Annotated in this window: 20 protein-coding genes; 17 read left to right on the top strand and 3 right to left on the bottom strand. The window is 61.3% G+C overall.

All coding sequences use genetic code 11. From position 1 onward, the window contains the following. The first annotated feature begins 103 nt into the window (after positions 1-103). A complete protein-coding gene (locus VUN82_02540; protein ID XAS72758.1) occupies positions 104-655 on the top strand; it encodes a hypothetical protein in 552 nt (183 codons plus the stop codon). A gap of 41 nt (positions 656-696) precedes the next feature. Here VUN82_02540 and VUN82_02535 read toward each other — a convergent pair whose 3' ends face one another. Continuing rightward, entirely contained in the window at positions 697-852 is a 156-nt protein-coding gene (locus tag VUN82_02535) for a hypothetical protein (protein XAS72757.1), read from the bottom strand. A 206-nt stretch (positions 853-1058) separates the two neighbouring features. Further along, positions 1059-1427 carry a nuclear transport factor 2 family protein gene (locus tag VUN82_02530; GenBank protein XAS72756.1) on the bottom strand — a complete coding sequence of 123 codons (369 nt, stop codon included), beginning with the start codon at positions 1425-1427 and terminating at the stop codon, positions 1059-1061. Between the two features lie 312 nt (positions 1428-1739). Here VUN82_02530 and VUN82_02525 point away from each other — a divergent pair, with 312 nt between their 5' ends. The 15 genes from VUN82_02525 to VUN82_02455 all read left to right on the top strand — a co-directional run bounded on the left by VUN82_02525 (position 1740) and on the right by VUN82_02455 (position 18623). Next, positions 1740-2336: a sigma-70 family RNA polymerase sigma factor gene (locus VUN82_02525; protein ID XAS72755.1), complete on the top strand. Its 597-nt coding sequence runs from the start codon at positions 1740-1742 to the stop codon at positions 2334-2336. Beyond that, positions 2302-3318: a CU044_5270 family protein gene (locus VUN82_02520; GenBank protein ID XAS72754.1), complete on the top strand. Its 1017-nt coding sequence runs from the start codon at positions 2302-2304 to the stop codon at positions 3316-3318. Before VUN82_02525 ends, VUN82_02520 begins: the two co-directional genes overlap by 35 nt. Positions 3319-3454: 136 nt before the next feature. Further along, positions 3455-4063 (top strand): RNA polymerase sigma factor, encoded by a 609-nt coding sequence (locus VUN82_02515; protein XAS72753.1) that lies wholly within the window; start codon positions 3455-3457, stop codon positions 4061-4063. Continuing rightward, on the top strand, positions 4060-4860 hold the full coding sequence (locus VUN82_02510; protein XAS72752.1) for a peptidase M56 family protein: 801 nt from the start codon (positions 4060-4062) through the stop codon (positions 4858-4860). Before VUN82_02515 ends, VUN82_02510 begins: the two co-directional genes overlap by 4 nt. An 815-nt stretch (positions 4861-5675) precedes the next feature. Then, entirely contained in the window at positions 5676-5969 is a 294-nt protein-coding gene (locus tag VUN82_02505) for a DUF3311 domain-containing protein (protein ID XAS72751.1), read from the top strand. Next, positions 5966-7642: a sodium:solute symporter gene (locus tag VUN82_02500; protein ID XAS72750.1), complete on the top strand. Its 1677-nt coding sequence runs from the start codon at positions 5966-5968 to the stop codon at positions 7640-7642. The genes VUN82_02505 and VUN82_02500 overlap by 4 nt, the downstream gene beginning before the upstream one ends. 60 nt (positions 7643-7702) lie before the next feature. Continuing rightward, the gene (locus VUN82_02495; protein ID XAS72749.1) at positions 7703-8542 is read left to right on the top strand and encodes a sulfurtransferase; all 840 of its coding nucleotides are present in this window, start codon (positions 7703-7705) and stop codon (positions 8540-8542) included. A gap of 83 nt (positions 8543-8625) precedes the next feature. After that, positions 8626-8784 (top strand): hypothetical protein, encoded by a 159-nt coding sequence (locus VUN82_02490; protein XAS72748.1) that lies wholly within the window; start codon positions 8626-8628, stop codon positions 8782-8784. A gap of 240 nt (positions 8785-9024) precedes the next feature. Next, the gene (locus VUN82_02485; GenBank protein XAS72747.1) at positions 9025-10758 is read left to right on the top strand and encodes an FAD-dependent oxidoreductase; all 1734 of its coding nucleotides are present in this window, start codon (positions 9025-9027) and stop codon (positions 10756-10758) included. A gap of 117 nt (positions 10759-10875) precedes the next feature. Further along, positions 10876-11772, top strand: coding sequence for an RNA polymerase sigma-70 factor (locus VUN82_02480; GenBank protein XAS72746.1), 897 nt, complete (start codon positions 10876-10878; stop codon positions 11770-11772). Between the two features lie 89 nt (positions 11773-11861). After that, positions 11862-12605: an SDR family oxidoreductase gene (locus tag VUN82_02475; GenBank protein ID XAS72745.1), complete on the top strand. Its 744-nt coding sequence runs from the start codon at positions 11862-11864 to the stop codon at positions 12603-12605. Beyond that, a complete protein-coding gene (locus tag VUN82_02470) occupies positions 12584-13306 on the top strand; it encodes an NAD(P)H-binding protein (GenBank protein XAS72744.1) in 723 nt (240 codons plus the stop codon). Before VUN82_02475 ends, VUN82_02470 begins: the two co-directional genes overlap by 22 nt. A gap of 121 nt (positions 13307-13427) precedes the next feature. Further along, positions 13428-14939, top strand: a complete 1512-nt coding sequence (locus VUN82_02465) for an aldehyde dehydrogenase family protein (GenBank protein XAS72743.1) — start codon at positions 13428-13430, stop codon at positions 14937-14939. Continuing rightward, positions 14940-16580 carry a GMC oxidoreductase gene (locus VUN82_02460; GenBank protein ID XAS72742.1) on the top strand — a complete coding sequence of 547 codons (1641 nt, stop codon included), beginning with the start codon at positions 14940-14942 and terminating at the stop codon, positions 16578-16580. Between the two features lie 405 nt (positions 16581-16985). Next, the gene (locus VUN82_02455; GenBank protein XAS72741.1) at positions 16986-18623 is read left to right on the top strand and encodes an APC family permease; all 1638 of its coding nucleotides are present in this window, start codon (positions 16986-16988) and stop codon (positions 18621-18623) included. Between the two features lie 78 nt (positions 18624-18701). Here VUN82_02455 and VUN82_02450 read toward each other — a convergent pair whose 3' ends face one another. Then, a complete protein-coding gene (locus VUN82_02450) occupies positions 18702-19922 on the bottom strand; it encodes an acyl-CoA dehydrogenase family protein (protein XAS72740.1) in 1221 nt (406 codons plus the stop codon). A gap of 136 nt (positions 19923-20058) precedes the next feature. Between VUN82_02450 and VUN82_02445 the strand changes: the two genes are divergently transcribed. Then, positions 20059-21777 carry an AMP-binding protein gene (locus VUN82_02445; GenBank protein ID XAS72739.1) on the top strand — a complete coding sequence of 573 codons (1719 nt, stop codon included), beginning with the start codon at positions 20059-20061 and terminating at the stop codon, positions 21775-21777. Position 21778 lies beyond the last annotated feature (1 nt).

The raw sequence follows: 21778 nt of genomic DNA, 5'->3' as shown, positions 1-21778 counted from the left end.
CCGGCCAACGCCGTCTGGACCTTCTAACGCCCGCCATCCGGCTCTAGTTGACTGGCTGGGGCCTTCCGGGCAGGCTGTGAGGACATCCGGCAAGGGGACCACGATGACTTATCGACGCTCGTTGGCGGCTACCGCGGTGCTGCTTGGGTTTGCCCTTTCCGGATGCCAGCCTGTTGCCGGGCCGCGCACGGTCGGGTCTCCCGCAGCAGCTGTGCCCAGCCCGTCGTCCTCTGAGCTTTCGGCCATCATCCAGACTGCCGTTGAGGACCGCAACGGCACTGCCCTGGACGTTCCCCCGGAGCCGCATCTCAGCGACGCGCAGTCGACGGCGGCCTACCGGGCGAAGCGCGCGAGGGACCTTCCGGTGGTGGCGAGGTCAAAGGCCGGCTTCAAGTCGATGGGTTTCTGGTACACGGACTTTTCGACGACGATCACGGTGGAGTCAATCGAAGTGGCCGGCTCGGAAGCGAGCGTCCATTTCAAGGAATTCACAGAGCAACACCAGGCCTCGACAGCGAATGGGCCAAGCAACGTCCCGTCAGGCTACTCGCTGCCGCAGACGGCGATGTTCCGGGCATCCGCGGATGGCTGGCAGCTCGACAGCATCACGCCGTCGGTACATGGGGGCGGCTTACCCATGTCCGTCGTCGAGTAGTGGGAACGGGGCTGGATGCCCTGTAGCGCCTCGGGCCGCGATTAGTACCAGTACCGTCTTCCGGCAAGAGGGCGTCCGATTGCACCGAGCACCAAGAGGATGAGGCCGATAACAGCCACAATCCACCCAATAGTTATCAGGATTCCAATGTTGAAGATATAACCAAGGATTAGTAGAACAACTCCGAGTATGAGCATTTCAGTCCTTACCTTTCCAAATATTCTGACAAACCCTAAGTTGCAAGGGGGTTGCTTGCCCTCGTCTCATTCGTACCACACTGGGTTATCGAGTGGAACAGGAACCTTCAACAGATGTTCGTCCCAGCACCGTCCTTTTTTGGCGCATATCCGGAGCTCGATGAAGATGCCGTTTACACCCGGAACATAGTTAACCCTGGGCGTGGCTAGAGAAGCGGACCTGCATGTCCGGCGACCAGTAGCGTACTGCCCTCTTCCCGGATCCAGACTTGGGTCATGGGCATGCGATATTGCCTCCGGCCGGCGGCTGTGGATACATCGTCAGAAGCGATGCAGGTCAAGACAGCTGTTGTACAGAAGATCGTGATCGTGGGCTGTTCGAGGGTTTGCGAGTGCCAATTGTTCTGACCGCCGATGTTTGATCGAACGTAGGTATCGCGGTCGAATCGCTCGCCTTGATGCGAGATCCAGCAAAACTTGGGGTGCAGCAGACGAATCAAAGATTCTCCGTCACGTCGCGCAAGGGCGTCGGCCCTTTCTACAGCAGCTTTGAGCACCTCGTCCTGAGTGAGCATTCATTGAGTGTGTCAGTCAATGGCTGGTGTTGGGAACTGTCAGTTGCCGGCAACGGACGCACTCAAAGTGGCTAGGGTGGCGGGATGGGGGCAAGCACGCGTTGAAAAAGAGTCATTTAATGCCGAAAGTCACAACAAGAAGGGCTGCTGGAGCCGTTGTTGGGGGACGTGCCGAGAACTAATCAAGAAACGGTCATTTTTCCTTGCCACTTATCGGGTTTTTGCCGTGCCACTTATCGAGTCGTCCGGCGATGGTGCGGTTTCGACCTAGACTGCCGTGAACTCTTTTCCTGCCAAGGGGCAATACAGTTTGTGACTACCGATAGCGACTTGATTCGCCGATCCAGCAAGGACCCGCAGGCCTTCGCTGCGCTTTATGACAAGTATTCGCGGGCGGTGTACCGCTACGCGGCTACCCGGGCAGGTGACTCAGTAGCTGAAGACGTCATGTCGCAAACGTTCTTGGTCGCCTATGAAAGCCGGGAGGCTTTTGATGACGAGTGGGATGATGCCAGGCCATGGCTATTCGGCATCGCGACCAATCTTCTCCGCCGGCATCACCGTACTGAAGCAAGGCGGCTAAGAGCCTTCGCGAAAGCTGCAGGCAGAGACAGCTACGAGGACGGTGCCGATCGTGTGGCTGAGCGGCTGGACGCAGCCGTGAAGTCTTCCAATCTGGCCGCAGCGATCAGGACGCTTTCGACAGCAGATCGGGAATGCTTGCTGCTCTATGCGTGGGCTGACCTGACTTACGAGGGCATGGCACTGGCAACCGGCGTTCCCGTTGGCACTGTCCGGTCACGGCTTAACAGGGCGCGGCGCATCATTCGAGGTGCCGCCGGCCTGCTGAACATGGATGAAGAGGAGATTGAGCATGGACGAGCTATCACTCCTGCGCGAAATGCGTGACAGGACTCCCATTGCCACCGATGCGGCTATCGACAGGGGTCGGACCAAGTTACTGCAAGGTATTGATCCCCACGCGGTAAAGCTTCAGAAGAACCCGCGTCGCCGCATGGCAATGAGGTGGGGGCTTGTTTCAGCGGCAACGGCTTTAGTCGCTGGCCTCCTGGTCGGTGGCGACGTCTTTGGGCCCGGCCCACTGCGGGGAGCAGCCACCGCGCAGGCCGCGGAGGTGCTCAACGCCGCTGCCGAGACAACCATCCAGACAGCAGACCTTGTACCGGGCCCTGGACAGTACTTGAAGATCCAAAGCACCAATATGTGGGGTAGTGCCGCGGTTACGGCGGATGGCAGCGAGTATGAGTGGCTGGACACTGAAAAGAGCGCCATGTACATCCCAGCCAACCGCGAGGAGGAGTGGGTCTGGGAAAGATCAGGAAGAATCCCCACAACGTATTTTGATGAGAAATCGAAAGAATACGCCTCCAGTATGGAACCTGCCGAAGCGTACGTGCTCCGGGGCAATAACGGAGGCTTCTACGGCACCCCATCTGAGCAGTCCAGCTTTCCCTCGCAGGATGCCCTGGCCACCTTCCCACGCGATCCAAACGCCCTCCTGGCTGAAATCCAGCGGCAAACAAACCGCAAGGGCCAGTCCAAGGATGGCGAGGCGCTGGTGTTCATCGCCGACCTGCTCAGGACGGGCATAGTCCCTGCCGATCTCCGCGCTGCACTGTACAAGTCTGCAGCGCTCATCCCAGGGGTGACCGTCACCGACGAGCAGGCCACGCTCGATGGAAGAAAAGGCATCGCCATCGGGCGAGTGGAGACAGCTTCCAACCGCCGTCAAGACATCATCATCGACCCCAAGACAGGTCTGTTGATCGGCGAACGTGAAGTGCTGACCGAACCCCGGGGATCTATCCCTGCGGGAACAGCTACGACTTGGACCGCGATCGAAACGACCATTTCGGAGACCGCACCGTAACGCTCCGCCTGTTCCCTCATGGATGATGGCAGCGAGACGAGAGTAACAAGAGAAGAAGACCGGCACCGTGTGCCGGTCTTCTTTAACTTTTTCTGATTCGGTGAAACCTTTTGGGCATTGCCGGACACTAAAGGGCATGGGGAACAACACAGACAGCGAAGAGGGGTTGTGGCACCAGAGTCTTCTGGGCCATGGCGATGCCTTTGGCGCCTTGTATGACCTGCATCGGGACCGGGTCTTCCGCCATGCGTACCGGCTCTGCGGGAATCACCACGAGGCTGAAGACATCATGGCTGCCTCCTTTCTGGAGCTCTGGCGGCGGCGAAAGCAGGTCCGGGTCGTGGAAGGATCGGTCCTTCCGTGGTTGCTGGTCACGACGACGAACATGTCACGTAACAGCGCCCGGACGGCGTTGCGCTACCAACGCCTCCTGAAAGCCCTTCCCCGCAGCGGCGACCTGACGGACCCAACGGCAGATTCTTACCGCTCTTACCAGGACAACCTTGACCATGACCTTGCCCAGGCTCTTGCGACACTGACGCCTGAGGATCTGCACCTGGTCACGCTGGTCGTTTTCGAGGAGCACACCATCGTTGCCGCCGCCACTGTCCTGCATCTGACCCCTGCTGCAGCGAAATCAAGGATGCACCGAGCCCGCCAGCGGCTCAGAGCAGCCCTCAACGGTGATGCATCAACAAACACGCCCACGGCTCCAACCCCGGTCTTGGAAGGAGAACGGCCATGAAGCAGCTCCACGTCGACGATCACTTCAGTGACGCCCTGCGGGCGGAACTCGTCTCCCAGGTCAAGAAGGAAACGCTGTCTGCGAAGCGGAGGCGCACCAGGGTGTGGCTTGGTACCGGCGCTCTGGCCGGTGCGGGACTGCTTGGCATTGGAGCGGCGGCAGCAGGACTCTTCTTCATCCCTGGAAGCGAGAAAGTGACCCCCTTGGCTTCACCTGTGACCACAACCTACGCCGGCACAGCAACCGTTGAGCTGGGCACTCCGCCCGAGGGAACCACGGGGATTCAAATCGAACTTAGGTGCCTGACCCCTGGCCGGTTTGAGTTTCCCGACGGTGCCTCGAGCAGCTGCTCAGATGTGGATGCCGCAAGCGACCGGGTGGGCTGGAGCGGCTACACCATTGCACTCACTCCCGGCCAGGACAGCATCACGATCAAGGCCGACCCCGAGGCCCGCTGGCAGCTCACCGCCGAGTATGTGAAGCAGGAACGAACACCGCTGGGCATCAATGCGAAGGGCGAAACCTACGGCGTCGAAAGCCAGGAGAACGGAAGCCCCGACTTGATCGCTGTGATGGCCACCAACGGGCAATCCGGTTATGCCTACGCCAGCGACCTATACGACGGTCCCATGCCGAGCAGTCCTGAAGACGCCATCAAGAACTTCAACACCGCTCGCCCTCCGCGCGAGATCCCCGTCTTCCAAAGCGATGGAGAAACCCAAATCGGCGTCTTCATGGCCTCCGGCTCCGGCGGAGGAATACCCTCCTACCCAACGCGAAGCGGCCCGCCCGGATGAACCGATTAGTCGCTCGGTCAGCATCCACCTTTGAGGGAGCACAATGAAACCCGTTCGGTTATGGCGATGCCTGATCCTGCCCCTATTTCTCACCATGCTGCTGACATCGTGCGGCAACAAGTTGGCGGGCGATCCGGTAACTACTGAGCCCACGACGAAGGCCACTGGCTCAATCCCTGGTTCTACCAGTAGCCCCGTTCCAAGTGGTGGACCCTTTGCGTGCGTGGACTGGGTCAGGTTTGCGACCCCTCAGGACCAATACGACAAAGCCGGCCTGGTGCTCATCGGAAAGTCTGTAAGACGGGCAGGAGGGACCACAATTTATGGTCAGGAGGCCACCACCCACATTGTGGAAGTCGAGCAGTTACTCAAAGGGAATCCCGGACACGGGAACGTGCGCATCACCTCTACACCCCCGACCTGCACGGCAGGAGGGTCCTACCCTGATGGCGACCCACTGGACACTGCTGAAAGAGTCATCATTTTCGCCACCAAGCAGGGCGACGAATGGTTCACCATAACCCCCGCACAGGGAGTGCTGTCTTTCCCCCAGGGGTCAGAACTTCCCTTTCACTGAATCAGCCCCTACGTATTGGACTACCAATAAATCCCGCGCCACCTCCCCAAGGACTGAACTCAACGGCCGGGAGCCGCGTTTTTCCGCAGTGGACAGACGAAAATAAGGAGCCTTATCTATCAAAGAATTAGTCCAGAATCTATTCTGTGTTTATGGGTATGTTTAGCGCCCATCAGGCCACCGGCACACCCCGGGAAGCCCATCCCGATCCGGGGGCCGTCTCTATAAGGAGGCGTCGATGTCAACTCCCGATCTGCCGACTCGCGGGCCAGCAAGGCCCGGTCCGTATATTGTGGCCGGAATCCTGCTAGCTATCTCCGTCCTGGTTCCCTTGTTCGTCCCAGCGTACGCAATGGATAAGCCACGGCTGGCCGGTATGCCGTTCTTCTACTGGTACCAAATGCTCTGGGTCCCGATCACCGCGGGCCTGGTCGGGGTCTCCTACTGGCTGGTTACCAAGGAGGACCGCCGCCGCCGCGCAGCCGTCCGGGGCACACGCTCGCAGGAACAAGCCGAGGAGCAGGAACAATGAACGCGCTCGCCGTACCGGTAGAGACCACAGGCGATCGTCCCGTCAACGGTATCGCGCTCGCCATCGTTGTCGCTCTCTTTATTCTCGTGGCGGTTTTGGGTTTCTTCGCTGCACGGTGGCGTGCGGACAGAGAGACCGGTTTGCACAGCCTCGATGAATGGGGGCTGGGTGGCCGTGGTTTTGGAACGTGGGTGACGTGGTTCCTCCTCGGTGGCGACCTCTACACGGCCTACACGTTCGTGGCAGTCCCGGCGGCAATGTGGGCAACGGGAGCAGTGAGCGGCTTCTTCGCGGTGCCATATACGATCGTGCTTTACCCGATCGTATTCCTGTTGATGGGCCGGCTGTGGTCGGTCTCGCACCGGCACGGGTTCGTCACGCCGGCGGACTTCGTTGGCGGGCGCTATGGCAGCAGGGCGCTGACCGTTGCCGTGGCACTTACCGGCATTGTCGCGACCATGCCGTACATCGCGCTGCAATTGGTTGGCATCAAAGCCGTGCTCACGGTGCTAGGCCTCGGCAGCGCCGAGAATGCACTGTTGACAGACTTGCCGCTGATCATCGCTTTCGTGGTCCTGGCCGCCTACACGTACACCTCGGGCCTGCGGGCCCCGGCGCTTATCGCCGTCGTGAAGGATCTTTTGATCTATCTGGCCGTCATCGTCGCGGTGATCTATATGCCGATCAAGTTCGGGGGCTGGGACAACATCTTTGGCGCCGCCCAGACGAAACTCGACGCCGCTAGTCCCGCTACAGGCAAACCGGCTGGCATCTTTATCCCAGGCGCTGCCAGCTACTCGGCGTATTGGACACTCGCTCTTGGCTCGGCGATGGCGCTGTTCATGTACCCGCACTCGGTGACGGGGGTCCTGGCGACCAAGAGCAGGAACACGATCCGCAAGAATGCGGCAGTGCTTCCGTTGTACTCGCTGATGCTGGGATTCCTTGCCCTCCTGGGCTACGCAGCCATCGCTGCCGGCACCAAGCCCGTTGACCTCAACGGTGCCGTAAATCCGCAACTAGTGGTTCCGCAGTTGTTCTTGGACAACTTCCCCGCATGGTTTGCAGGGATCGCCTTGGCCGCCATCGCGATCGGCGCCCTGGTTCCAGCAGCCATCATGTCGATCGCAGCTGCCAACTTGTTTACCCGCAACATCTACCGCGACCTGATAAAGCCCGACGCCGACCCGCGGCAGGAAGCGAGGGTCTCCAAGATCGCGTCGCTCGTGGTGAAGTTCGGAGCACTGATCTTCGTCATCGCGATGGACCAGTCTGCCGCAATCAACATGCAGCTTCTCGGCGGTATCTGGATCCTGCAGACATTCCCGGCGATCGTGGCAGGACTCTACACCCGCTGGTTCCATCGCTGGGCGCTCTTCGGAGGCTGGGTAGCCGGAATCATCTACGGAACCGTTGCAGCTTACAACGTGGTGAATCCGGTGACAAAGGCCAATTTCGGTGGCTCCATCGCCGCCATCCCCGGCACCAACGTGCAGGTCTACATCGCCGTAGTGGCCTTCGCGATCAACCTGATAGTTGCCGTTATCCTGTCGCTGCTCTTCCGTGCGATGAAGCTCCCCGACGGAAAGGACATTACGCGAAACTCCGACTACGGAGCGGACGAGAACGACCCCAAAGTCGCCAAGCTCCAGCGCGAATACCCGCTCAGCTAAGGTTCCGCATAATGAGACGTTTTTGCTCGAATAATGGACACATCCTTTAGCCTGCACTGTATGGATGACAGTCTGATAACCCAAGAGGACCTTCTGCCCTTTGTTGATGCCGCCTGGCTTACGGCGCACCGAAGCAACGTTGTTACCGCTGATGTTCGGTGGTACCTCGACGGCGCGTCGGGCCGTGCAGCCTACGACGGCGGGCACCTTCCGGATGCGGTGTTTGTGGACCTGGATTCATGGCTGTCTGGGAGTTCGGGACCACACGGGCTGAACCCGCTTCCCGACTATGAGGTGTTCGCACAGGGAATGTCCTCCTTGGGAATAGGTGACGACACGACCGTCGTCGCCTATGACGACGCCGGAGGAGTCATCGCCGCGCGGCTCGTGTGGATGCTGCGTGCGCTCGGGCATCGGGCGGCATTGCTCGACGGCGGGATTGCCGCGTGGACGGGACCGCTGGAGATGAAGCCCGTGACGCCGACGCCCGCGACCTTCACGCCGTCTCCGTGGCCGGAGACGCATCTCGCCCAGCTTGAGGACATCAGGGCAGGGGTTGCCGGGATGATCGTCGACGCCCGCAATGCCGACCGCTTCGACGGAAGCCTCCAGCTGCCCACCGATCCCCAAGCCGGGCACATCCCCGGCGCAGTGAACGTCCCGTGCCGTGGAAACCTGGCCCCTGATGGACGCCTGCGCCCGATCGCCGAGGTCCGACGAGCGTTTGCGAAGGTTGGGATTGAAGACGCGAGTGCCGTCATCTCTTACTGTGGATCGGGCGTCACGGCCTGCCACAACCTTCTCGCCCTGGAGTATGCAGGACTCGGCCGCGGCCGACTCTACCCAGGCGGTTGGTCAGAGTACGGAGCCGAGCCTCACCGCCGAGCCGAGCTTGGCTGACAACGGACCCACGCCTTCCAGCCTCCGTGGGAATCGCTGGTGGCTTGCGTAGCATTGGGGCTCAACAACTATTGGGGGTAGTAGTGAATTTAAGTCCAGCCTTCGGAATCCTCGGGATCCTTTACGCGGTCTTTGTGATCGCGGTGTCCGTCCTGGCGGTGTACGCCCTGGTCTTGGCCATCATCTTCTTACGGCTGAGGATCGCTGAGTTGAAGAGGGCAGCACGGGCCGAGGACAGCTGACGCCGCTGCGCAATTGCGGGATACGGTGTTCCGGAGTGCCCGCCCTGATCGACCAATACCATTCGCGCGGGTACGCGCGGCCTTGGCCGTCGTTTCTTCTGTCACAAATTTGAGGGCTGTCCGGTCTTAGTTGGTGACGAGACCGGAGGACTTGTTGCGCCAATGAAATCCAAGATGACATACCGGCGCGCTCCTCGAGGAATCTCAACTTCAGATATCCCGAGTGAATGGAATGTAGCGATGAAGTCTCAGGAACTGCTCGTGTCGACGTCGGTGCTCGTCATTGGCACGGGAGGTGCCGGACTCCGCGCCGCGATCGAACTGGCCGAGCTGGGTGTCGATGTGCTCGCTGTCGGCAAAAGGCCCAGAAGCGACGCGCACACTTCGCTCGCGGCGGGAGGCATCAACGCCGCTCTCGGCACAATGGATGCGGATGACAGTTGGCAGCAGCACGCCGCCGACACAATCCTGGAGAGCTACGATCTTGCGAACCCTGAGATCGTGGAGATTGTCACCAAAGGTGCCGCGCAGGGAATCAGCGACCTGGAACGTTACGGCATGCCGTTCGCCCGCGAGGAAGACGGGCGGATCAGCCAGCGTTTCTTCGGTGCTCATACGTTCCGCCGGACGGCTTTCAGCGGCGACTATACGGGGCTTGAAATTCAGCGCACGCTTGTCAATCGCGCCGTCGAGCTCGACGTTCCGATATTGGACGATGTTTACATCACGCGCATCCTCGTCACCGAGGGCCGGGTCTTCGGCGCCTATGGCTTCCGGCTCTCGGACGGGACGCGCTATCGGATCCATGCCGACGCCGTGGTGCTCGCTGCCGGAGGGCATACCCGCATCTGGCGACGCACGTCCAGCCGGCGGGACGAGAACACTGGTGATTCCTTCCGCCTGGCAGTGCTCGCAGGCGGCCGCATCCGCGACCCCGAGCTGGTCCAGTTCCACCCTTCAGGCATTCTTGAGCCAGAGAATGCTGCAGGAACGCTCATCTCGGAAGCCGCGCGCGGCGAAGGCGGTATCCTCACCAACGCCCTCGGTGAACGATTCATGGCCAAATACGATCCAGAGCGCATGGAGCTCTCCACCAGAGATCGGGTGGCTTTGGCTTGTTATACGGAGATTCAAGAGGGCCGCGGCACGCCCAATGGTGGTGTGTGGCTGGACGTTTCGCACCTGCCTCGGGAGACGATCATGCGTCGCCTACCGCGTGTTTATCAGACCATGCTCGAATTGCAGATGCTCGATATCACGACGACGCCAATGGAAATCGCACCAACAGCGCATTACTCCATGGGCGGCGTCTGGGTCCGTCCCGACGATCACAGCACGGATGTCGCGGGTCTCTACGCAATCGGGGAGGCCTCAAGCGGCCTGCATGGCGCCAACCGATTGGGAGGCAACTCGCTGATCGAGCTACTGGTCTTCGGTAGGATCGTCGGCAATGCCGCCGCTGAGTATTCAGACTCCCTAACTGCACACGTGCGGTCAGCGGAAGCGGTGGATGAAGCTCGGAAAGAGATAGATAAGCTGCTCAACGCCAAGAGACGTGAGAACGTCCGCGTACTTCAGCGGGCCATCCGAGACACCATGACCGAGCATGCGGGTGTTGTGCGTAACGAAGAAGGTCTTAAGCAGGGCTTGGCCGAGCTCGACGACATTGAGGCCCGCATCATCGACGTGGGCGTGCATCCCGACATTGCCGGATATCAGGATCTTGCACACGCTTTCGACTTGAAGGCAGCCGCTCTTGCCGCCCGTGCGACGCTCGAAGCTGCCCGTGAACGCCGTGAAACACGAGGCTGTCATAACCGCAGCGACTATCCGGATCTTGATTCAAGCTTGCAGGTGAATCTTGTCTGGTCTCCTGCTCGTGGCATCGAGCACGAAGCCATCGCGCCTGTATCGCACGAGATTGCGAAGCACATGCGTCGACCGGTCATGACCGCTGACAAACTCGTCGAGTGAGTGGGGGGGTAAGAATTGGAATACCAATACGCGGCCAGATTCGCCCGCCGTCGTAGGTCACCCAGGCTCAGGCTTCCACGGCCAGCGTCCAATCCTTCGAGCAGTAACATTGGGCGCATGGATGCCGACACGGGGTCAGCGGCCGAATTGGAAACGGCATCGACTATTTTCGCGGAAGTCCGTCCTCGATTGTTCGGGATCGCCTACCGCATGCTCGGAAGTGTCAGCGAGGCCGAAGACATCGTCCAGGAGACGTGGGTCCGATGGCAGACATGCGATCGCAGCCTGGTTCGGCATGCGCCGGCATTCCTGGCGACTACCGCCACCCGTCTCGCCATCAATGTCGGGCAGTCGGCACGTGTCCGTCGTGAGACGTATGTGGGTCCCTGGCTGCCCGAGCCGGTGGACACAAGCGCCGACCCCGAACTGGGCGCCTTGCGTGGTGAAGCGCTCGAGTTTGCGGTGTTGCTGATACTGGAAAAGTTGTCGCCAACCGAACGTGCAGCCTACGTGCTGCGGCAGGCATTCGACTACCCATATGAGCAGATCGCCGAGGTCATTCAGCAGACAGAAGGCAATGCCCGCCAGCTGGTCAGCCGCGCACGCAAACGCCTTGCTGAGGAGAAACGTGCTGAGGTAAGCGTGAGCGAGCAGCGGAATCTGCTGGAGGCATTCCTGGCTGCTGCGCGAACCGGCAACCTGGCCGCGCTGGAGGCGCTGTTCGCCGCCGACGTCGTCAGTTACTCCGACGGCGGTGGGAAGGTTCGGGCTTCGAAGTTCCCTGTTGTCGGACGGGAACGGGTCGCGAAGTACTATCAGGCGTTCGCGTCGCGGTTCTGGCTTGGTGTCGATACCCAGGCTTTCATGGCCAACGGCCGGCCCTCCGCACGCCTGGCCCGGGACGGGGTGGTGTTTGCGGTGGTGACCCTCACTGCGTCTGCCGATGGTATTGATCGGCTGTTGTGGACGATGAATCCAGACAAACTCTCCGGCGTGACGAGGGTTGGGGGCTGACTGTCACAGATTGATCCGGTATCCGGTCATAGCTGGTGGACGGAATGGCCCTACATTCCGCTACGCCAACATCGGAGGGAAAGATCATCATGAAGATCGTTGTAATCGGCGGCACTGGCCTGATCGGCAAGCAAGTTGTGGAGATCCTCAGCAGTCAGGGTCATGAGGCGAAAGCGGCGTCCCCTTCCACCGGGGTGGATTCCGTGACCGGCCATGGATTGGATGAGGCGATGGTGGGGGCGGACGTCGTTGTCGACTTGACGAACACGTCCGATTTCGACGAGAAGGTAGTCGTTCCCTTCTTCTCCACTTCATCCCGCAATCTTCTCGCTGCCGGGAATAGGGCGGGCGTGCAGCATCACGTGGCTCTGTCGGTCGTTGGAACTGACCGTATCGACGTCGGCTACTTCGCCGGAAAAGCCGCGCAGGAGAAGGCTGTTAGAGATGGTGGAGTGCCGTACACCATTCTGCGGGCAACTCAATTCTTCGAGTTCATCCCGATCATCGCCAATGCAGGAATGCGCGATGGGTCGATTTATGCGACAAATTACCTGATGCAGCCGATGGCTGCTGCCGACGTTGCCCGCATCCTGGCGGAGACGGCCGTCTCGCCAGCGATCGACGGCGTCCTGGAAATGGCAGGCCCTGAGCGCGCAGGAATTAACGAATTCGTAGCCCGGGTTCTCGAGGCCCACAATGATCCCCGCCCAGTGGTTGTTGACACCCAGGCCGGCTACTTCGGCATACCGATCGAAGAGACGAGCATCGTTCCCGTGGGTGAATCCCGGATCGGGGACATCACCCTCAAAGAGTGGCTGAACGTGACGTCCTAGCACGGCCTAGCAAGTTCCGCGAACATGGACACGAAGCAGTTGCCGCTTCCCCTGACTCAGGCGTGAACACGCTCACGGGCGAGGGCCTCGCGGATGTCTTGCAGGGAGCGGACACCGTAGTCGATGTGTCGAACTCGCCCTCGTTTGAAGATGCGGCTGTGCTCGATTTCTTTACAACCTCCACCCGCAACCAGCTCGCCGCGGAGAAGGAGGCCGGCGTCGGGCACCATGTCGCTCTGTCGGTCGTGGGCACCGAGCGACTGTTGGAGAGCGGCTACTTCCGGGCGAAAATCGCTCAGGAGAAGCTCATCAAGGAATCGGGCGTCCCCTATTCGATTGTTCATGCGACGCAGTTCTTCGAGTTCGTCAAGAGCATCGCCCAGGCCGCGACCGAGGGAAACATTGTTCGTCTGTCGCCCGCCCGGATCCAGCCAATGGCCGCTGAGGACGTGGCCACCGCAGTTGCACGCACCGCCGTCGGAAGTCCACAAAACGCCATCGTTGAGGTCGCCGGTCCCGAGCAGTTCGGTCTCGACGAGCTCATCCGCAAGGGCCTCAGCTTCCGTGGCGACCCCCGCGAGGTTGTCACTGACCCTAGCGCGCGCTACTTCAACGCCATGCTCCAGAATGGCGAGCTGCTTCCCGGCAGCGAAGCGACCATCTATAACACCCGCTTTGAGGAGTGGCTGAACCAGCAGTAGCCGGACAGTGTGCGGGGTGTCCTTTACAGGGACGCTCCGCACCAGGCCAGCCAGCACCACTTTGAACATTTGTTCATAATTACCCTTGAACAGATGTTCAAGATCCACTAATCTACACAGTATGACCCAAGCCACATTCTCCGATTCCGCATCCACGCTTTTCATCAACGGCTCGTGGGAGCCGGCTGCGTCCGGTGCGGTCCGCCAAATCCACAACCCGGCCGACGGCGAACTGGTCGCCACGGTGTCCGAGGCTTGCCGCGAAGATGCCGAGCGCGCCATTTCTGCCGCTCGTGCAGCCTTCGACTCCGGCGTCTGGTCCTCTGTACCGGCGCCCGATCGCGGCGCGTTCCTGCTGAAGGTCGCCGCTGAACTGCGCGAACGCCGGGAGAAATTCGCTCGCGCCGAATCGCTGGACACCGGCAAGCGGATCATCGAAAGCCGCATCGACATCGACGACATCGCTGCCTGCTTCGAATACTTCGGAAGGCTCGCCGGGCAGTCGGCGGGCCGGGTAGTCGACGCCGGGGACAACGCCGTCGTCAGCAAAGTTGTCTACGAGCCCGTTGGCGTCTGCGGCTTGATTACGCCGTGGAACTACCCGCTGCTGCAGGCTGCGTGGAAGATCGCTCCCGCCCTGGCCGCTGGCTGCACCTTCGTCCTCAAGCCCGCCGAGTTGACCCCGTCCACGGCAATCCTGGCCATGCAGTTGCTCAAGGACCTCGGTCTGCCGGACGGCGTCGCCAACCTCGTGACGGGCCCGGGCGCCAAAGCGGGCGCACCCCTTTCGGAGCACCCTGACATTGATTTGGTCTCCTTTACGGGTGGCCTGGAAACCGGCAAGCGCATTGCCGCGGCCGCCGCTGGCACTGTAAAAAAGATAGCCCTGGAGCTCGGCGGCAAGAACCCCAACGTTGTGTTTGCGGACGCTGACTTCGACGCCGCCGTCGACAATGCGCTGAACGGCGCTTTTGTGCACTCAGGCCAGGTCTGCTCCGCTGGGGCGCGGCTGGTGGTGGAGGAATCCATCGCCGAACGCTTCGTCGACGAGCTGGTCCGCAGGGCACAGGACATCCGCCTCGGCGGCCCGTTCGATGAGTCCGCCGAAACCGGACCGCTGATTTCCGCAGCCCACCGCGAGAAGGTCGATGCCTACGTCCAGCGTGGCGTGGCGGAGGGCGCACGCCTGCGTTGTGGCGGCGCGGCGCCTGAAGGGGAGAAGTACGACGCCGGTTTCTACTACCAGCCGACTATCCTGGACCGCGTCCAACGGGGAATGTCGGTTGTCATCGACGAAGCCTTCGGCCCTGTAGTAACTGTGGAAACCTTCCGCACGGAAGACGAAGCCGTCGCCACTGCGAACGACACCATCTACGGACTGGCGGGCGCCGTCTGGACCCAGGATGCAGGCAAGGCGCAGCGGGTAGCAGGCCGGTTGCGGCACGGCACCGTTTGGATCAACGACTACCACCCCTACCTTCCGCAGGCCGAATGGGGCGGCTTTGGCCAGTCCGGCGTCGGCCGCGAGCTCGGTCCCACCGGACTCGCTGAATACCAGGAAGCCAAGCACATTTACCAGAACACCAACCCGCAGGTAACCGGCTGGTTCGCTGAGCGCAGCAAGGAGAAATAGATGCACACCGACAACATCGAGAACCTCAATGACCGAGGGTTCGACTACGTGGTCATCGGCGGCGGCTCTGCCGGGGCCGCTGTAGCGGCCCGTCTGAGCGAGGATCCTTCCGTTACCGTGGCGCTGGTTGAAGCCGGTCCGGATGACCGCGGCCTCCCCGAGATCCTGCAGCTTGACCGCTGGATGGAACTGCTGGAGTCGGGGTACGACTGGGACTACCCGGTGGAACCGCAGGAGAACGGCAACTCCTTCATGCGCCACGCCCGCGCCAAGGTCATGGGTGGCTGCTCCAGCCACAACTCCTGCATCGCTTTCTGGGCTCCTCGCGAAGACCTGGACGAGTGGGAGTCAAAGTACGGCGCCACCGGCTGGAACGCTGCTGCCGCCTGGCCGTTGTACCAACGCCTCGAAACCAACGAGGACGCCGGCTCGGATGCTCCCCACCATGGCGACTCGGGGCCTGTGCACCTGATGAACGTGCCACCGACGGATCCCACCGGCGTCGCGCTCCTTGACGCCTGCGAGCAGGCCGGCATCCCCCGCGCAAAGTTCAATGACGGCAACACAGTGATTAACGGGGCCAACTTCTTCCAGATCAATCGCCGTTCGGACGGCACGCGTTCCTCCAGCTCGGTCTCCTACATCCACCCCATCATCGAACGTGAAAACTTCACACTGCTGACTGGCCTGCGTGCCCGCCAGCTGGTGTTCGATGCGGACAAGCGCTGCACCGGCGTCGACGTCGTTGACTCAGCTTTCGGCCGGACCCACCGTCTCACAGCGCAGCGCGAAGTCATCCTGTCCACCGGCGCCATCGACTCCCCCAAGCTCCTCATGCTCTCCGGCATCGGCCCGGCCGCGCATCTCGCCGCACACGGCATCGACGTGGTGGTCGACTCCCCCGGCGTCGGCGAACACCTGCAGGACCACCCGGAAGGCGTGGTGCAGTTCGAGGCCAAGCAGCCGATGGTGCAGACCTCCACCCAGTGGTGGGAGATTGGCATCTTTACTCCCACCGAAGAGGGTTTGGATCGCCCGGACCTGATGATGCATTACGGCTCTGTCCCGTTCGACATGAACACCCTTCGGTACGGCTACCCCACCACGGAGAATGGCTTCAGCCTCACGCCGAACGTCACCCACGCCCGTTCCCGCGGGACCGTCCGGCTTCGCAGCCGGGACTTCCGCGACAAGCCGATGGTTGACCCCCGCTACTTCACGGATCCAGAGGGCCACGACATGCGCGTCATGGTGGCCGGCATCCGCAAGGCCCGGGAAATCGCCGCTCAGCCGGCCATGGCTGAATGGGCCGGCCGGGAGCTCTCCCCTGGGATCGAGGCACAGACGGACGAGGAACTGCAGGATTACATCCGCAAAACGCACAACACCGTCTACCACCCGGTCGGCACCGTCCGCATGGGACCAGTAGAGGACGACATGTCACCACTGGATCCCGATCTGCGGGTCAAGGGCGTCACCGGCCTGCGCGTTGCCGACGCCTCCGTCATGCCGGAACACGTCACCGTGAACCCCAACATCACCGTCATGATGATTGGTGAGCGGTGCGCAGACCTCATCAAGGCAAGCCGGACGGATGAAACCACGACGGCGGAGGCGGACTTCAGCTTGACCCCCGCCTGAGCAGGTGATTGGCGCTGAAACACCGGTGGATGGCGCACCCAGCGCCCCACCGGCGTTTCAGCGCACACGTTTCCATCCCCACGTTTCCCGGCCCACGTTTCCGGCCCGCGAGCGCAAAGCCCGAAAAGGACGCCCGCATTATTCTTGAACATTTGTTCATGCGCAAGTCTTGAACGCCTGTTCAATCTGAACTAACCTCTTCTTATGACCCACGCCACACCTATTCGGTTGCGGCTTGGCGGGCGTGGCCTGGGCCTTCGACCACATCGAAGGCCCAGCCAGCCCCGTTACAACAATGGGGAACAGCCGGAGGCACACAGTGGTGCCCGGCCTTTTGATTTCGACTGCGACCAATGGCGGCCGCAGGTCATCACCATTCGGTGCACGTCTGAGTTAGGAGTTCGAATGTCAGAACCCAGCAAATTAGGACCCCGCAAGAGCGATGCCAGTGGCATGGACGAGTTTGGCTACGCCCAAACCCTTGACCGCAGCATCGGCAAGTTCGCCAGCTTCGCCGCCGGCGTCAGTTACATCTCTATCCTCACCGGCGTTTTTCAACTCTTTTACTTCGGCTTTTCCACGGCCGGTCCGGCCTATGCGTGGTCATGGCCAATCGTCTTCGTCGGCCAGCTAATGGTCGCTCTGTGCTTTGCGGAACTTGCTGGCCGCTACCCAGTGGCTGGATCGGTCTACAACTGGGCTAAACGACTCTCCACCGGAACGTGGGCCTGGCTGGCAGGCTGGTTACTCCTCATTTCCTCGATCATGGCTCTGGGTTCCGTTGCCTTGGCCCTTCAAATCACCTTGCCGCAGATCTGGAGTGGCTTCCAACTGGTGGGCGATGGAACAGGGCCTTACGACTTCGCCGTCAACGGCGTCATCCTTGCCAGCATCATGATCGGCATTTCCACGCTCATCAACGCTTTCGGCGTGAAGCTCATGACCATGATCAACAGCGTTGGCGTATTTGTGGAACTGGTTGCGGCCGTCCTGCTGATCGCTGCGCTGATTTGGCATTCCGTGCGGGGACCGGAAGTCCTCCTGGACACGGCCGGTTTCGGCGAAGGACATCCTCTGGGCTTCTTCGGGGTGTTCATGATTGCTGCCATGGCCTCCGGCTACGTCATGTACGGGTTCGATACCGCCAGTTCCCTGGGCGAGGAAACCAAGGACCCCAAGCGCACTGCCCCCAAGGCCATCCTGCGTGCCGTTACGGCGTCCTTCCTCTTGGGAGGACTGCTCCTCCTGGGCGGCATCCTGGCCGCGCCCGATCTTTCCGATCCCAAGCTTGGAGCTGCCGATGGCGGGCTTCAGTACATTGTGCTTTCCGTGCTGGGCGGCCCCTTCGGCAAAGCCTTCCTGGTTTGCATCGTGGTGGCCGTCGTGGTCTGCACACTGGCCGTCCATGCAGCAGCTATCCGGATGATGTTCGCCATGGCCAGGGACAACAACCTTCCCTTCAGCCGCCAGCTCAGCAAAGTGCATCCCACCCGCAAAACCCCGACAGTGGCTGCAATCGTTATCGGTGTAGTCGCTGTGATTCCGTTGATCGTCAACATCTCCCAGCCAGCTATCTTCACCATCCTTTCCAGCATCAGCATCGTCCTGATCTACCTCTCCTACCTGCTGGTCACGGTGCCGATGCTGCGGCGCCGGTTCCTCAAGAAGTGGCCGCTGAAGGACGACGGTTCAGAACCAGGATTCAGTCTCGGTAAATGGGGGCTGCCCGTGAACATCCTCGCAGTGCTCTGGGGCGGCGCGATGACGCTGAACCTGATTTGGCCACGGCCGGAGATTTACAACTCAGTACCGCCCTTCGAGTGGTACCTGCAGTGGGGCGGCGTCATGTTCGTTGCTGCCGTAGTCATCGGCGGAACGCTCCTCTACCGCCTCCGTATCAGGCACCGGACAGGGGTCCTGGCCGAGCACGCCGCTGCGGCCCCCTCCCCGGAGCCAGCCTCGCCGGGGTCAGCGTCCCATGAACCCGGAGCCCCTGAGCAAGCCGCATCGGAGCCTGTCCACGTCCTAACCCAAAGTTCCTAGCCGTTACTTCAGAGTCACACCAACGAGAGCATCTCTTCGCCAGCGTTCCATGGGCGAAGAGATGCTCTCGTTTTCGGCTTAGACGAACGCTGACTTTCCCGTTACCGCCCTGGCCACGATCATGGAGTTGATCTCGTAGCTGCCCTCGTAGGTGTACAGGATTTCGGCGTCGCCGAAGAGCTTGCCCATCTCGTAATCCGTGGTGATGCCGTTTCCACCCATCAGGGATCGGCCCATGGCCACCGACGAACGCGCCAAGCGCGTTGTGGTCGCCTTGCACATGGCGGCCTGCACCATTTCCAGCTTCCCGGCCTGCTGGATGCGCGCCAGTTCCACCATCAAGGACAGTGAGGCGTTGGCGTTGCCCAGAATGTCGGCCAGTTGCTGCTGGATGAGCTGAAATCTGGCCAATTCCTTGCCAAACTGCTTGCGTTCCAGGGCGTAGGAGCGGGCGATATCAAAGGCCGCGAGCTGGATGCCCGCAGCCTGCCAACCCACCCAGGCCCGCGAATCCCGCAACAGGTCATTGGCCCGCGAGAACGCTGTGGCGCCGGGCAGCAGGTTATCCGCAGGAATCCGAACGTCGTCCAGCGTGATGTCCGCATTCTGCATGATGCGGAGGCCGATCTTGTTGGTGATCTTTGTGGCCGAGTAGCCTGCCCGGTCCGACTCCACAATGAACCCCTTGATCTGATGATCGGACACGTCGCGCGCCCACACCAAGGCGAAGTCAGCAATCGTGCCTGCCCCAATCCAGCGCTTGGCACCGTTGATGACCCATTCGTCGCCGTCGCGTCGCGCCGTCGTCGAGAGTCCTCCGGCGATGTCCGAACCGTGATCCGGTTCCGTGAGCGCGAAGGCGCCCAACTGGGTGAAGGCCTCCAGCCCTGGAAGCCATTTCCGCTTCTGTTCGGGAGAGCCGAGTTCGTGGATCATGCCGACAATGAGCTCGTTGTGGATGCCGACCAGTGCGGAAAGCGACACGTCGGCCCGGGCAATCTCGGTGTACATGAGGCCCTTGAACAGCTTGGAGGAGCCGTCGGTCTGGAGCCCGCCGAGTCCATATTTGGCCATCTCGGCCAGGAGCCCGAACGGGAACTCTTCGCGGTTCCAGTATTCGATGCTGGCGGCACGGATCCGCGTTTGGAGGAACTCCCGCACGTCCGCGTACCGCTCACGCTCCCCCGCAGGAAGCAGGTCCACCACGTGCATCAGGTCCGCCTCCGGATAAGGAGGGAGGACTTTCTGTATCGGTTCGCCGCTGGTAACGGTGCCGGCAGCTGCTTTTTCGTCGAGCATTTGACCCCTTCGTCATGTCCAACGCAGGCTCTTCCAAACCCTTGGATGTCCTAGTATATTGCAAGGTGATGTGGACCACTAGGCGGGATGCTCCGGCGACGGCGCCGAGGCAGTATTCCCCAGCGAAAGGCGGACTATGACAGTCACAGAAGACTTCCGTGCGGCGCGGGACCGGCTGCTGGAACTGCGCGAGGACTACAAGCAGGCGCACAGCGAATTCGAATGGCCACATTTTGACGAGTTCAACTTCGCCCTGGATTGGTTCGACCAGATCGCTGCCGATCCGGAACGGGGAAACAAGCCGGCACTGGTCATCGTTGAGCAGGACGGCAGTTCCACCCGGCGCACGTTTGCGGACCTTTCGCAGCGGTCCTCGCAACTTGCCAACTGGCTGCGCAACGAGGGCGTCAAGCGCGGGGACCACATGATCATCATGCTGGGCAACCAAGTAGAGCTCTGGGAGCTCATGCTGGCCGGCATAAAGCTGGGCATCGTCATGATCCCCACCACCACCCTTATGGGTGCCCGCGATCTGCAGGACCGCGTGGAACGCGGCGGTGCCAACTGGGTGGCCGTGGGTAGCGCCAACATCGGGAAGTTCACCGCTGTGGAGGGCGATTACACGCTGATCGAGATCGGCGGGGAACGCACCAACGCGGAAGCCAAACAGTATGGAGATTCCTTCTCCGCACCGCAGGAGTTCACGCCTGACGCCCCCACCAAAGCGGACGAGACGATGCTGCTCTACTTCACGTCCGGCACCACCTCGCGCGCCAAGCTCGTGGAGCACACCCACACGTCCTACCCCGTGGGCCACCTGTCCACGATGTACTGGATCGGCCTTGAACCCGGCGATGTCCACCTCAACGTCGCCTCTCCCGGCTGGGCCAAGCACGCCTGGTCCAACGTTTTCACCCCTTGGATCGCCGAGGCCTGCGTCTTCATCTACAACTACGAACGCTTCAATGCGGCCGCCCTCATGGACCAAATGGGCCGCGAAGGAGTCACAAGTTTCTGTGCACCCCCCACTGTCTGGCGCATGCTCATCCAGGCGGACCTCACACAGTTGACCTCGCCGCCGCAGAAAGTGGTGTCCGCCGGCGAACCGCTGAACGCCGAGGTCATCGGCCAGGTGGAGGAAGCGTGGGGCGTGACCATCCGCGACGGTTTCGGCCAGACCGAATCCACCGTCCAGATCGCAAACACCCCCGCGCAGCCGGTGAAGATCGGTTCCATGGGCAGGCCGCTGCCTGGTTACGACGTCGTCTTGGTCGATCCCCTCACCGGGAAGGAATCCGACGACGGCGAACTCTGCCTGCGCTTGGACCCCCGCCCAGTGGGGCTCATGAAGAGCTACTTCGGCGACGAAGCGAAAACAGCAGAAGCGTTCCGCGACGGTTACTACCACACCGGAGACATGGCCAGCCGGGACGCCGAAGGGGTCATCACTTATGTGGGCCGGGACGACGACGTCTTCAAATCCTCCGACTACCGGTTGTCGCCTTTCGAACTCGAAAGCGTACTCATCGAACACCCCGCAGTGGCGGAGGCCGCCGTCGTGCCTTCACCGGATCCCGTGAAACTGTCGGTGCCGAAAGCGTTTGTAGTGCTCGCCGCCGGCTACGAACCCGGACCCGCTGTTGCCGAGGACATCCTGCGATACTGCCGCGAGCATTTGGCGCCCTTCAAACGGATCAGGCGACTCGAATTCGGCGAACTTCCGAAGACCATTTCGGGCAAGATCAGGCGTGTGGAACTACGCGGCACAGAAGTGGCCCGGCATGGTAGCGGACCCCTGCCGGCGGGTCTCGGCCTGGAGTACACCGAGGAAGAGTTCCCGAATCTGAAAGACTAGC

The organism is Micrococcaceae bacterium Sec5.1 (assembly GCA_039636795.1).
Lineage (GTDB): Bacteria > Actinomycetota > Actinomycetes > Actinomycetales > Micrococcaceae > Arthrobacter.
Note: the sequence above shows the minus strand (reverse complement) of the source record. Positions and strands in the feature narration are given on the sequence as shown.